The sequence below is a fragment of the Enterobacter cloacae complex sp. ECL414 genome, from assembly GCF_021869685.1.
Lineage (GTDB): Bacteria > Pseudomonadota > Gammaproteobacteria > Enterobacterales > Enterobacteriaceae > Enterobacter > Enterobacter kobei.
This window is the reverse complement of sequence record NZ_CP091481.1, coordinates 4594996-4608478: the sequence shown is the minus strand read 5'-3', so window position 1 is coordinate 4608478 and position 13483 is coordinate 4594996. Positions and strand designations below refer to the sequence as shown.

At 54.3% G+C, this 13483-nt stretch carries 12 protein-coding genes; 10 read left to right on the top strand and 2 right to left on the bottom strand.

Going from position 1 to position 13483, the window contains the following annotated elements:
* Positions 1-19 precede the first annotated feature (19 nt).
* On the bottom strand, positions 20-1060 hold the full coding sequence (locus L3068_RS22215; RefSeq protein ID WP_117582139.1) for a LacI family DNA-binding transcriptional regulator: 1041 nt from the start codon (positions 1058-1060) through the stop codon (positions 20-22).
* Between the two features lie 186 nt (positions 1061-1246).
* On the opposite strand from L3068_RS22215, the gene L3068_RS22210 reads away from it, so the two are divergent.
* Genes L3068_RS22210 through L3068_RS22190 form a run of 5 tightly spaced genes read left to right on the top strand, consistent with a single transcriptional unit; the run spans position 1247 to position 6875 of the window.
* A complete protein-coding gene (locus L3068_RS22210) occupies positions 1247-2536 on the top strand; it encodes an ABC transporter substrate-binding protein (protein ID WP_023331558.1) in 1290 nt (429 codons plus the stop codon).
* Positions 2537-2544: 8 nt separating this feature from the next.
* Positions 2545-3411 (top strand): carbohydrate ABC transporter permease, encoded by an 867-nt coding sequence (locus L3068_RS22205; RefSeq protein WP_080463683.1) that lies wholly within the window; start codon positions 2545-2547, stop codon positions 3409-3411.
* Positions 3412-4239, top strand: a complete 828-nt coding sequence (locus tag L3068_RS22200) for a carbohydrate ABC transporter permease (protein ID WP_045269172.1) — start codon at positions 3412-3414, stop codon at positions 4237-4239.
* A 10-nt stretch (positions 4240-4249) separates the two neighbouring features.
* Complete coding sequence (locus L3068_RS22195; RefSeq protein ID WP_096217713.1) at positions 4250-5833, top strand: alpha-amylase family glycosyl hydrolase; 1584 nt, start codon at positions 4250-4252, stop codon at positions 5831-5833.
* Positions 5817-6875: a glycoside hydrolase family 130 protein gene (locus L3068_RS22190; RefSeq protein ID WP_117582138.1), complete on the top strand. Its 1059-nt coding sequence runs from the start codon at positions 5817-5819 to the stop codon at positions 6873-6875. Before L3068_RS22195 ends, L3068_RS22190 begins: the two co-directional genes overlap by 17 nt.
* A gap of 41 nt (positions 6876-6916) precedes the next feature.
* On the opposite strand, the gene L3068_RS22185 is transcribed toward L3068_RS22190, so the two are convergent.
* Positions 6917-7720 carry a dienelactone hydrolase family protein gene (locus tag L3068_RS22185; protein WP_014885625.1) on the bottom strand — a complete coding sequence of 268 codons (804 nt, stop codon included), beginning with the start codon at positions 7718-7720 and terminating at the stop codon, positions 6917-6919.
* Positions 7721-7975: 255 nt separating this feature from the next.
* Here L3068_RS22185 and udp point away from each other — a divergent pair, with 255 nt between their 5' ends.
* The 5 genes from udp to ubiB all read left to right on the top strand — a co-directional run bounded on the left by udp (position 7976) and on the right by ubiB (position 13412).
* On the top strand, positions 7976-8737 hold the full coding sequence (gene udp / locus L3068_RS22180) for a uridine phosphorylase (RefSeq protein ID WP_003860792.1): 762 nt from the start codon (positions 7976-7978) through the stop codon (positions 8735-8737).
* Positions 8738-8876: 139 nt separating this feature from the next.
* Positions 8877-10334, top strand: a complete 1458-nt coding sequence (gene rmuC / locus L3068_RS22175) for a DNA recombination protein RmuC (protein WP_014885624.1) — start codon at positions 8877-8879, stop codon at positions 10332-10334.
* A 66-nt stretch (positions 10335-10400) separates the two neighbouring features.
* Positions 10401-11156, top strand: a complete 756-nt coding sequence (gene ubiE / locus L3068_RS22170) for a bifunctional demethylmenaquinone methyltransferase/2-methoxy-6-polyprenyl-1,4-benzoquinol methylase UbiE (protein ID WP_014885623.1) — start codon at positions 10401-10403, stop codon at positions 11154-11156.
* Positions 11157-11169: 13 nt separating this feature from the next.
* Complete coding sequence (ubiJ, locus tag L3068_RS22165; RefSeq protein ID WP_117582136.1) at positions 11170-11775, top strand: ubiquinone biosynthesis protein UbiJ; 606 nt, start codon at positions 11170-11172, stop codon at positions 11773-11775.
* Positions 11772-13412 (top strand): ubiquinone biosynthesis regulatory protein kinase UbiB, encoded by a 1641-nt coding sequence (gene ubiB, locus L3068_RS22160; RefSeq protein ID WP_014885621.1) that lies wholly within the window; start codon positions 11772-11774, stop codon positions 13410-13412. Before ubiJ ends, ubiB begins: the two co-directional genes overlap by 4 nt.
* The last annotated feature ends 71 nt before the right edge of the window (positions 13413-13483 follow it).

Below are 13483 nucleotides of genomic sequence, written 5' to 3'. Positions count from 1 at the left end.
TATCTTAAGCAGGGTAATCTCATGCCGTATCACGCTCGATAAGCCGGTGTTCCAGCGCAACGTGGGTGACGGGGCCATTGTTCAGAAGCAGATCAACCGCGATTTCACCTTTACGTTCGGCATCCTGCGCGATGGTGGTAAGTCCAGGTCCGTTATACTGCCGGGCGGTATTGTCGAATCCGGTAATGGCGACCCGGCCAGGTATAGCAAGACGCTGTCGCTGGCAATAATTCACCGCGCCGATGGCAAAACGATCGGATAAGCAGATCAGCGCCGTGATCTCAGGGTGTGCCGTCAGCAATGCTTCCGCTGCCCGTTCGCCGTGTGGCTCATCGTGATGGGTTTCACACAGCCAGCAGTCGCTGAGCGTAATACCGTGCTCTTGAAACGCGTCGCGGCAGGCATTCACGCGGGTCAGCATGAGTTGGTTATCCCCCGTCACGCGGTGCGTCAGAGGCCGCATCCCGCGCGCGTTCGGGTGAGACGGGAAGGCAATAATGCCGAAATGGCGATGACCCTTTTGTATCAGGTAGTGGGTGATATCACGCATGGCGCGTGTGTTATCCACCGACACGCTGCTGAACTGCGGAAGCTGAAAATCGAGCGTCACCACAGGCAGATTGCGGGCCAGGGTTTGTTGAATAATGGCGGCGCTGTTATGCGTGGCGTTGAGAATATACCCGTCCACCAGGGTAGTGAGCGATGAAGGCCCTTTTTGAAGCGGAATCAGCACCAGATTAATATTACGGTCTTCGCAGCGGGTCGCGACGCCGCGCATCAGGCTGACGTCATGCGGATCGATAAAAACATAGCTCATGGTATCGTTAAAAATGACGCCGATCGCCCCGGATTTTCCGGTGCGTAAAGCCCGGGCGAGTTTATCCGGCCCCTGAAATCCAACCTGACGGGCGTACCCAAGTATCTTTTCACGTAATTCAGCAGACAGCTTTTCGGGATTATTCCACGCGTTAGATACCGTGGTATGTGAAATACCCATCTCCGCTGCCAGCGATTTAATCGTCACGTTTTTATTCTTTCTTTTGCTAAATGAATTAGGCATTTTATATTCACGTAAATTATTTATGAGGCGTAATTAAATAAATAATAGCGGCTGAGTTTATCGTTAAATATAAATAGTTTTGTGATTTGTTTAACGTTAAACATAAAAAAGGGGTGTTAGCTTACGCACCATTCACAGAGTGCAGCAGTGAGCGATTAACACTTATCGACATCAGGGAGATATAACGTGAGAGTTGCAGAAGCAGCAAAATTAATAGCATCGGTAATATTCCTCTTTTTTCTTACCGGTTGCGGGCCTGATGATAAAAAAGAGACACAATCCGGGGCGCGTGAAACAATCAAAATGTGGGTCACACCCACCGTCAATGAAGAAGCCTTCTGGAGTAAAATAGTGGCGGAATGGAATAAAGACCCTGCCCATATGCCCGTCGAATTTACCGCTATTCCTGCCGCAAACAGTTCAGAAGAAGCGATAATGAATGCGCTGGCATCAGGGACTGAACCGGATATTTCAACCAATATATTTATTGGTTTTGCCAGCCAGCTTGTTGATGTCGGGCAGATAGAAGATCTCTCCAGAATGCCGGGTTTTCAGGAAACGATTCAGAAACGGCAAATGGCTTCTCTGCTGTCAGCCTGGGAATTAAACGGCAAACAAACGGTACTGCCGGTATATATCAACCCGATTGTCTGGTGGTGGCGCGGTGATTTACTGAAGCAATACGGTTTTGATCGGGTACCGGTTAGCTACGATGAACTTTACGCGCTGGCGAAGCGTCGGGCGGCGGATAATCACGGCTATGTGATACAGCTTACGGCAGGTAAAAACTGGTGGGAACGCTGGTTCGACTTCATTCCGCTGTTCTACGCCCAGAGCCACGGCAAGCCGTATCTGGTCGACAAAAAACCTGCGCTGACCACGCCTGCTGGCGAGGCCGTGCTGACCTTCATGGGCAACGTTTTTAACAATAAGTGGAGCAGCTACGACTTCACCTCTGCCGAGGATCCGCTCGCAACGGGGCAGGTTATCGCCTCAGCGCGCGGACCGTGGGATTTAGCCCGCTATCGCAAGCAGTATCCGGACATATTAAAAACGATTCAGATCGGTCCGATGCTGACCGAGACGGGCATTGAACACCCCTATACGTTCGGCGACAGCAAAGGTCTGGTGATCTTCAGTTCCAGTAAGCGAAAGGCGCAGGCCTGGCAGTTTATGCAGTGGGTCTTCAGTAACCCTGAACATGACCGGCTGTGGCTTGAGTTGACAGGGATGCCGCCCGCCCGCGCGGATTTAATGAGTAATCCGATCTTTGTCAGTTACTTCAAACAAAATCCGCTAGAGAAACAGATCGCCTCGTGGGTGGACGTCGCGCTTCCTCCTGCGGCAACAAACCAGACGACAGAAATACAGCGCAGCATGACGCAGATGCTTGAGCGCGTGATATTCAAAACCAGTACGCCTGCCGACGCGCTGAAACAATCTCAGCAGGAAATCAGCGCCCTCGCGGGCCAGTAGGGGGCATGATGGCTGGATATGAATCCCGAACCGGAGGCCTGCTGGCCTCCACCTGGATTGGCTATTCGCTGCTATTCTGGTTCTACCCCCTTGCCTGGCTGGTGGTGCTAAGCGTGACCCGCTGGCAGTTTATCGGCGTGCCGCAATTTACCGGTTTGCAGAATATTATTGGCGTACTGCACGATGCATTATTCTGGACATCCATGTGGAACATTTGCCGCTTTTTAATGTGGTATGTCCCGATCGTGTTTATTACCGCGCTGCTTTTTGCTGCCGGATTACGCAGAATTAACTACGGCCGGGGGTTTATCGCCTTAAGCTTTTTACTGGCAAATATCTCGTCAGGGGTGGCGTACTCAATTGTCTTTTCCCGTCTTTTTAATGAGTATGGCCCGGTTAACCGCTTATTGTCTGCGTGGTTTGGGATTTCCGTGCCGTGGTTTACCAACCCTGACTGCGCGATGCTATCCATTGCGCTTATCGTGACCTGGAAATTTGTCGGTTATTACGGATTAATTCTCTATTCCGGCATGCAGGCTATTCCATCGGATATTTATAGTGCGGCTATTCTCGATAAAACCGGGCGTTTTCAGAAAGGTTGGGCAATAACGCTGCCGATGATGAATCCGCAAATTGTGATGGTGATGGTGCTGGCTATTACGGTGGCGTTCAGTATTTTTACAGAGCCCTATTTAATTACCGGTGGTGGGCCACTAAACAGTACCACCAGTCCCATGGTGGTCATGTACGAAGCCGCGTTTCAAAATATGAAACCTACCTGGGCCGCTGCCATGTCGATTATCGTCGCTGCCTGCAGTTTTCTGATGATCTGGCTATTTCGTCGGTTATTCGAAAAACACATTGAGATTGTATGAATGAAAAAACTCACGCCCCTGAGCCTGCTAATTCATGCGCTGATGTTTATTCTGGCGTTAAGCTGGCTCTATCCGTTTGTCTGGATGGTCGTGTCATCCCTGAAGCCTACGGCACAGATTTATACCACGGATCTCTTTTCGGGCACGCTGACGCTCGAAAATTACACTTTCCTTTTCGATAACAGCAACAGGGCCGATAAGCCGTTTCTGCGCACGCTGCTTAACTCGCTTTTCGTCTCTGTCACCGTGACCGCGAGTGTGACCGTCACCTCCATGCTGGTGGGCTATGCGCTGGCAAAAACGGAATTCTGGGGCAAAAACGCTTTCCGTAATCTCTTGATTGTGCAGATGGTTTTCCCGGTTTTCATGTTCATCATTCCACAGTTTGTGCTGATGCGTGAGCTCGGTCTGATCAACCGTTACAGCGCCATGATCCTGCCTTATGCAATGAGTGCCTGGGGGATCTTCATGGTGTCTCAGAGCTTCAAGGGTACGCCCAACGATTACCTGTACGCCGCGCGTCTGGATCATGCCAGCCTGTGGGCCATTCTGCGGCACGTCATGATGCCGCTGAACAAGTCCATTCTAGCGATCGTGGCGCTATTTACCTTCTCAAGCTCGTGGGACAACTTCCTCTGGCCGCTGATTGTCATGCGCGATGCCGACAAAATGCCGTTTTCGGTGCTGCTGGCCACCTTCAGTAAATCCTACGGCGTTTATCTGGGGCCAGTGATGGCGGGAGCCGTGGTGCAAATGCTGCCGGTCATCGTGTTGTTTATCCTGTTCCGGAAATATTTCCTGCAGGGCATGTCGTTATCACTGAAATAAGGAATGTACGGTGAACAAACAACCCTGGTGGCAGGCCTGTACCTGTTACCAAATTTATCTGCCGTCGTTTTGCGATGGTAATGGTGACGGGCTGGGTGATTTCCCCGGCCTGCTCTCAAAAGTGGATTACCTGAGCGCGTTAGGCATCGGTGCCATCTGGATCACGCCGTTTTACCCCTCTCCTCTGGTGGATAACGGGTATGACATTAGTGATTACTGCGCCGTCGACCCACGATTCGGCACGCTGACCGATTTTCGCGACGTCGTTCATCGCTGCCATGAAAAGGGGATCCGGGTCATTATCGATCTGGTGCTTAATCATGTCTCTTCGCAGCATCCGTGGTTTCAGGATGCCTGGAATAATCCCGCAAGCCGCTATCGGGACTATTTTCTTTTCAGCGCGCACCCTAACAACTGGGAGTCATTTTTTTCCGGCAGCGCCTGGAGCCCGGAGCCGGACACCGGCGAGTTTTACTACCATAAATTCGCGCCTGAGCAGGTCGATCTTAACTGGGCGAACCCCGCGGTAGAGCAGGAAATGCTTCAGGTCATTGATTTCTGGCAGGCACAGGGCGTGGATGGCTTCCGCTTCGACGTGATTAATTTCCTCAGCACGCGCGGCATCGGGCCTGACAATCCGGAGAAAGCGGGAGTACAGCAGCATGAGCATGACGTGAACCAGCCGGGACTCATCGGCACACTGCAGCGCGTATGCCAACATGCCAGGCAGCAAGGGGATGTTTTCCTGATCGGCGAAATCGGCAGCGAGGAGAGGGAGACCCTGGCCCGTTATCAGGCCCCGTCGCTGATGGACGTGGTCTTTAACTTCAATATTGGCAGCCAGAAAACCTTCGATGCGGCACGCCTGTGCGACGAGATTAACGCCACGCTGGCGCTGCAGTCTGGCCTGCCGACGCTATTCTTTTCCAGCCACGATATGCCGCGCATGATTAGCCGCTTTGGTGAAGGCCCGCATGACGCCGCCCGGGCGTTGGCCGTTCTGGCGCTACAGCTGACCGTGCGCGGCGTACCGTTTATTTTTCAAGGTGACGAGTTGGGGATGCCCGACTATGTGCCTCAGACGGTCGGGCAGATTTTTGATATTCAGGGAAAAACCTTCTACGACACGGCCATGCGGCAGGGGTGCAGTGCCGCCGACGCGCTGGCGCAGGCCATTGAACATTCACGGGATGGGTCCCGTTCCCCCTTCCTCTGGTGCGACGCCCCGTTTGCGGGCTTTTCCACCTCCACGCCGTGGATGCCCGTCAGCCAGGACTATCCCTTGCTCAATGCCGAACATCAGATATCGACGTCCGGCTCGTTGTGGCGTCAGTACCAGACCTTCATTGCGCTTCGGACCGCCATCGGGGCGCTACAGCATGGGGAGTGCAGCCTGCTGAAACGCCATAAGGCGTGCGTCTGGTTTACCCGAACAACGACGCAGGAACAGGTCTGGGTGGCCGTGAATTTTGGCCAGCCGGTACAAAACCCATTGTGGGCCATTGAAGCGGATGTCCTGTACGGCCAAAACGCGCAGCAGCTGGACAAAAATCAAATTCTGATAAAAAGGAGTGTATATGAACAGACACGGTAAGAATCCGTTGATCACCCCCAGCGACGTGGCGCCTTCTCTGCCTGGACGGAAAGTGGAGTGCGTCTTTAACGCCGGTGTAACGGAGTATCATGGGGAGATTATCCTGCTGCTTCGGGTTGCCGAGAGCGTGATAAATGATGACCCACAGAAGATCGTCGTTCCGCTTCTGGTGCAGCAGTCCGGCGGCTGGCAGGCGGCAACAAAAACGTTCGACCGCAACGACCCGCGCTATGATTTTAGCGACCCGCGTACCATTGTGCTAAAAAGCGACCCGGCTCAGGTCTGGCTGACGTCAATGTCCCACCTGCGCCTGGCGCGAAGCCAGGACGGTGTAAATTTCACCATCGATCAACAGCCGTTTATTACCGCCGACAGCCGCTATGAGGAATTTGGCTGTGAAGATGCGCGTATCATCCTGATTGACGATGTCTGGTACATCAATTACTCCGCCGTGTCATCGCTGGGTATCTCCACCGCGCTGGCGACCACCGTTGATTTTATCTCCGTCGACAAGAAAGGGCTGATTTTCTGCCCTGATAACCGCGACGTCTGTTTCTTCCCGGAGAAGGTTGGCGGATCCTTCCGGGCGCTTACCCGGCCCGCGCCCTGCCATTTCGGCCACCCGGAAATCTGGATCTGCGAATCGCCCGATATGCTGCACTGGGGAAACCACCGGCATCTGCTGGGGCGCTCGGGAGACGAATGGGATGCGCTGAAGTCGGGTGGCGGCGCGCCGCTGATCAAGACCGCGCGCGGCTGGCTGGAGATTTATCACGGCGTTGACGCTAGCCAGCGTTATTGCCTGGGCGCTCTGCTTCTGGATCTTGAGGATCCGCTCACCCTCATCGCCAAATCTTCCGTACCGCTGCTGGAGCCGAGCGCGCCCTATGAGCGTGAAGGCTTTTTCGGTAACGTCGTCTTTACCTGCGGGGCGCTGGTGCGTAATGACACGTTGCATATCTGGTATGGTGCGGCGGATGAGCGTATCGCCCTGGCCACGTTGCCGATGGACGAGCTGTGGAAACATCTGGGCCTGGAGTAAGCCCTGACGCAGCCCCGGCGAAAGCCGGGGCTGCGAAGTGTTTATTTCTTCCCGCCGTACTGGCTAAACCACGCCAGCATTCTCTGCCAGCCATCTTTCGCCGATTCCGCGTGATAACTCGGACGGTAATCTGCGTTAAACGCATGTCCGGCATCCGGATACACCACAATCTCAGCATTGGCATTGGCTGCCCGTAGCGCATGGCGCATGGTTTCTACCGAATCAAGCGAAATACCGGTGTCCTGGCCGCCATACAGACCCAGCACCGGGGCATTGAGCTCAGTGGCGATGTCCACCGGATGTTTTGGCGAATTCAGCGTTTTCTCGCCCACCAGTTTGCCATACCAGGCGACAGCCGCTTTGAGCTGCGGATTGTGTGCGGCATACAGCCAGCTAATGCGTCCGCCCCAGCAGAAGCCGGTGACCATCAGACGGTGCGGGTCGCCGCCGTTACGCGCCGCCCAGCTGGCAACGTGGTCGAGATCGGCCAGCACCTGCGCGTCCGGGACTTTGCTGACCAGATTGCTGAACAGCGTTGGAATATCGCTATAGTCGTTCGGATCGCCCTGACGGAAGTAGAGTTCTGGCGCAACGGCCAGATATCCTTCAAGTGCCAGGCGACGGCAGAGGTCGCGAATATGTTCGTGAACCCCAAAAATCTCCTGAACCACAATCACGATGGGCAGCGGACCGTCTGCCGATTTTGGTCGTGCGTGCCAGGCAGGCATATTCTCCCCCTGAGAGGGAATGGAGGTCTCTCCCGCCGTAATGGCCTCTTCTGAGGTTGAAACGATGGTTGAAGCAAGCGGGGCTGCAGCAGGTGCAAAACCGGTTTTTTCAGTCATGGCATTCTCCGTACCAATGAGTTAGCGCAAAGGTAAATATAGACACCAGGTTAACAACTCACAGTGCCTTAAACGGTCTATCTTTTGTGCAGCACCTGACGATATAACTTGTTAATGTGATGTAAATCACTTTTTGATGGAAATTCACTGCAATCATTTTCATTCATGGTGAGATGCATCACGAAATTATGCTTACTGCTTCTGTAAAGTACCGTTTTACTTCTTCTGACTAACCGACCCACAGAGGAGTCACCTATGTCTAAGTCTGATGTTTTTCATCTCGGCCTCACTAAAAATGATTTACAAGGGGCTACGCTCGCTATCGTCCCTGGCGACCCTGAGCGTGTGGAAAAGATCGCCGCGCTGATGGATAAGCCGGTCAAACTGGCTGCCCATCGTGAATTCACCACCTGGCGTGCAGAGCTGGATGGCAAAGCGGTGATTGTGTGCTCCACCGGTATCGGCGGTCCGTCTACCTCTATTGCTGTTGAAGAGCTGGCGCAGCTGGGCATTCGTACTTTCCTGCGTATCGGCACGACCGGCGCGATTCAGCCGCACATCAACGTGGGCGACGTACTGGTGACGACGGCATCCGTTCGTCTGGACGGGGCAAGCCTGCACTTTGCGCCTATGGAATTCCCGGCAGTGGCTGACTTCGAATGCACCACCGCGCTGGTTGAAGCCGCGAAGTCCGTGGGCGCGACCACCCACGTTGGCGTAACCGCCTCTTCCGACACGTTCTACCCGGGCCAGGAGCGCTACGACACCTTCTCTGGCCGCGTTGTGAGCCGTTTCAAAGGCTCAATGGAAGAGTGGCAGTCCATGGGCGTAATGAACTACGAAATGGAATCCGCGACGCTGCTGACCATGTGTGCAAGCCAGGGTCTGCGTGCCGGTATGGTGGCGGGCGTTATCGTCAACCGTACTCAGCAGGAGATCCCGAACGCCGAAACCATGAAGCAGACCGAAAGTCATGCGGTGAAAATTGTGGTGGAAGCGGCTCGTCGCCTGATCTAGCCCTCTCTTCTCAAATCAAAGGCCGACGCGTTCGGCCTTTATTTTTTGCGTAGCGCCTCGCAGGAAAACCCTTTCAAACTGGACGTTTATACAGCACAATTCTATTTTGTGCGGGTAATACGTTGATGCAGGGGGCATTGTGGATATCTCAATCCTGATTTATGCGGTGATTGCGCTGGCTGGCGTTGCGATAGGCTGGCTGATTTCCAGCTACCAACATGCGCAGCAGAAGGCCGATCAGCTGGCGGAGCGCGAAGAGATCGTCGCCGAGCTCAGCGCGGTAAAGCAACAGCTTGCGCTAAGTGACCACTGGCGCGACGAGTGCGAGCTGCTCAATAACGAACTGCGCAACCTGCGTGATATCAACACGTCGCTGGAGGCCGATCTCCGCGAAGTGACTACCCGCCTCGAATCCACGCAGCTGCATGCGGAAGACAAAATCCGTCAGATGATTAACAGCGAGCAGCGCCTCAGCGAGCAGTTTGAGAATCTCGCCAACCGCATTTTCGAACACAGCAACCGCCGCGTTGACGAACAGAATCGCCAGAGTCTGAACAGCCTGCTGACGCCGCTGCGTGAACAGCTGGACGGTTTTCGCCGTCAGGTGCAGGACAGCTTTGGACAGGAAGCCCGCGAGCGGCACACGCTGGCGCACGAGATTCGTAATCTTCAGCAGTTGAATGCGCAAATGGCGCAGGAGGCGGTCAACCTCACTCGGGCGCTGAAAGGGGATAACAAAACCCAGGGTAACTGGGGAGAAGTGGTGCTCACCCGCGTGCTGGAGGCCTCTGGCCTGCGCGAGGGGTATGAATACGAAACGCAGGTGAGTATCGAAAACGATGCCCGCTCGCGGATGCAGCCGGACGTCATTGTGCGTCTGCCGCAGGGGAAAGATGTGGTGATCGACGCCAAAATGACGCTGGTGGCGTATGAGCGTTACTTTAATGCGGAAGACGACTACACGCGCGAGTCGGCGCTGCAGGAGCATATTGCCTCCGTGCGTAACCATATCCGACTGCTGGGCAGAAAAGATTATCAGCAGCTTCCGGGGCTGCGCTCGCTGGACTATGTGCTGATGTTTATTCCGGTCGAACCGGCGTTCCTGCTGGCCCTCGACAGACAGCCCGAACTGATCACCGAAGCGCTCAAAAATAATATTATGCTGGTGAGCCCCACCACCCTGCTGGTGGCATTACGTACCATTGCTAACCTGTGGCGCTATGAGCACCAGAGCCGCAATGCACAGAAGATTGCCGAGCGTGCCAGCAAGCTGTACGACAAAATGCGCCTCTTCGTGGACGATATGTCCTCGGTCGGGCAAAGCCTGGACCGTGCGCAGGATAACTACCGTCAGGCGATGAAAAAACTCGCCTCCGGGCGGGGCAACCTGCTTGCTCAGGCTGAAGCATTCCGCGGCCTGGGGGTGGAGGTCAAACGCGAGATTAATCCGGAACTGGTGGAGCAGGCCACGGCGCAAGACGAAGAGTTCCGTCTGCGTGAAGGCGCAGATGAGCAAAAGACCCCCAGTGAAGACAACGAGTTAACGACGGATTTATCGTCTGACGAGCCGCCGACACGTTTCTATCACGGCGGTTGAATCGTAGGGCAAACGCGCCCAATCTGTTACACTTCACGAACATTTGACTGATTAGCAGGCTCTGAGATGGTTGACGATTCACAAGACACGACGCACTTTGGCTTTCAGACTGTCGCCAAAGCGCAGAAAGCTGACATGGTGGCCCACGTATTTCATTCCGTGGCGGCGAAGTACGATGTGATGAATGACTTGATGTCGTTCGGCATTCATCGCTTGTGGAAACGCTTCACCATTGACTGCAGCGGTGTGCGACGTGGACAAACCGTGCTGGATTTAGCCGGTGGAACAGGCGATCTGACGGCGAAGTTTTCCCGTCTGGTGGGTGAAACTGGCCGCGTTGTTCTGGCCGATATCAATGACTCCATGCTGAAAATGGGACGCGAAAAGTTGCGTAACATCGGCGTGGTGGGCAATGTGGAATACGTGCAGGCAAACGCCGAAGCGCTGCCATTCCCGGATAATACCTTTGACTGCATCACGATCTCCTTCGGCCTGCGTAACGTCACCGACAAAGAAAAAGCGCTGCGCTCCATGTACCGTGTACTGAAGCCGGGTGGACGTCTGTTGGTGCTCGAGTTCTCTAAACCGATCATTGAGCCGCTGAGCAAAGCCTACGACGCCTATTCCTTCCACGTGCTGCCGCGTATCGGTGAACTGGTGGCGAACGACGCGGAGAGCTACCGCTATCTGGCGGAGTCCATTCGCATGCACCCGGATCAGGACACCCTAAAAGCCATGATGCAGGATGCGGAATTTGAGAACGTTGAATACTTCAACATGACGGCGGGTGTCGTTGCGCTGCATCGCGGTTACAAATTCTGAGTGGAGGTGTCCCGTGCCCTTTAAACCCTTAGTCACCGCAGGCATCGAGAATGTGCTCAATGCCTTCCTGTATCGCGCGCCGGCGCTAAAAGCTGCACGTCAGCGACTTAACGGGAAGGTCCTGCGCATTATATTAAAAGAGTTCTCAACGCCGCTCGTGCTGGTCTTCAGCGAACGCCAGCTCGATGTTCTGGGTGAGTGGGAAGGCGAGGCGGATTGCTCGGTCATTACCCATATGAGCGTGCTGCCAAAACTGCGCGATCGCCAGCAATTGACGGCGCTTATCCGCAGCGGTGAGCTGGAAGTGGAGGGCGACATCCAGGTCGTACAAAACTTCGTTGCGCTCAGCGATCTGGCGGAGTTTGACCCGGCAGAACTGCTCGCGCCTTTTATTGGTGACATCGCCGCTGAAGGGATCGGGAAAGCTATTCATGGCGGCACGGCGTTCTTGCGCAAAAATCTGCAACGGCAGCAGCGCTATGCCGCAGAAGTCCTGACTGAAGAGTGGCGCATGGCCCCCGGTCCGCTGGAAGTGGCATGGTTTGCGGAAGAAACCGCTGCTGTTGAACGTGCGGTTGATGCATTAACCAAACGGCTGGAAAAACTGGAGGGCAAATGACGCCTGGTGAAATTCGGCGCCTCTATTTTATCGTCCACACCTTTTTGAGTTACGGGCTCGATGAGCTTATCCCCAAAATGCGTATCACGCTGCCGCTTAGAATCTGGCGGCGGATGTTGTTCTGGATGCCTAATCGTCATAAAGGTCAGCCGCTGGGTGAACGTCTGCGTCTGGCGCTGCAGGAGCTTGGCCCGGTATGGATTAAGTTCGGACAGATGCTCTCAACCCGCCGCGATCTCTTCCCGCCTCATATTGCCGATGAACTGGCAATGCTGCAGGACCGTGTTGCCCCGTTTGACGGAGTGAGGGCGAAGAAACAGATCGAAGAGGCAATGGGTAATCTTCCCGTTGAAACCTGGTTTGACGATTTCGAAATAGCCCCGCTGGCGTCGGCGTCTATTGCTCAGGTGCATACCGCGCGTCTGAAAGAGAACGGCAAAGAGGTGGTGATCAAGGTGATCCGCCCGGATATCCTGCCGGTCATTAAAGCTGACATGAAGCTGATTTATCGTCTGGCGCGCTGGGTACCACGTTTGTTACCTGATGGCCGTCGTCTGCGCCCGATGGAAGTGGTGCGGGAATACGAAAAAACGCTGATTGATGAGCTTAACCTGCTGCGCGAGTCGGCAAACGCCATTCAGCTGCGTCGTAATTTTGAAAACAGCCCGATGCTTTATGTGCCTGAGGTCTATTCAGACTACTGCAGTCAGAACATGATGGTCATGGAGCGCATCTACGGTATTCCGGTTTCGGATGTGGCGGCGCTGGAGAAGCAGGGAACGAACATGAAGCTGCTGGCCGAACGTGGCGTTCAGGTCTTCTTTACTCAGGTGTTCCGCGACAGCTTTTTCCATGCGGATATGCACCCAGGCAATATTTTTGTGAGCTACGAGCATCCTGAGGATCCGAAGTATATCGGTATCGACTGCGGGATTGTGGGGTCGCTGAATAAAGAAGATAAGCGTTATCTGGCCGAGAACTTTATCGCGTTCTTCAACCGTGACTACCGTAAGGTGGCTGAGCTGCACGTTGACTCCGGCTGGGTTCCGCCGGACACCAACGTCGAAGAGTTTGAGTTTGCTATTCGTACCGTCTGCGAGCCGATTTTTGAAAAGCCGCTGGCAGAAATCTCCTTCGGGCACGTGCTGTTAAACCTGTTTAATACGGCTCGCCGCTTTAATATGGAAGTTCAGCCGCAATTAGTTTTACTTCAGAAAACATTACTTTACGTTGAGGGTGTAGGTCGCCAACTCTATCCTCAGTTAGACTTGTGGAAGACGGCTAAACCGTTCCTGGAATCCTGGATTAAGGATCAGGTAGGTTTTCCAGCGCTGGTGCGCTCATTGAAAGAGAAAGGCCCGTTCTGGATTGAAAAAATGCCCGAAATTCCTGAACTGGTTTACGACAGTTTGCGTCAGAGCAAGAACCTTCAGCACAGCATGGATAAAATCGCCCGCGAGCTTCAGTCCAGTCGCGTGCGCCAGGGACAATCACGCTATCTCTTTGGGATTGGCGCAACGCTGCTGTTGAGCGGTACGTTGCTGCTAATCAATCGTCCGGACTGGCAGATGATGCCCGCCTGGCTGATGGCTGGCGGGGTTGTTGTCTGGCTAGCCGGATGGAGAAAAACGCGCTGAGTTTGCGTCGCCATCGACGGGTCGCATACGTATAATGCGACTTGACCAATTAATCATCTATTCCTGAGGAA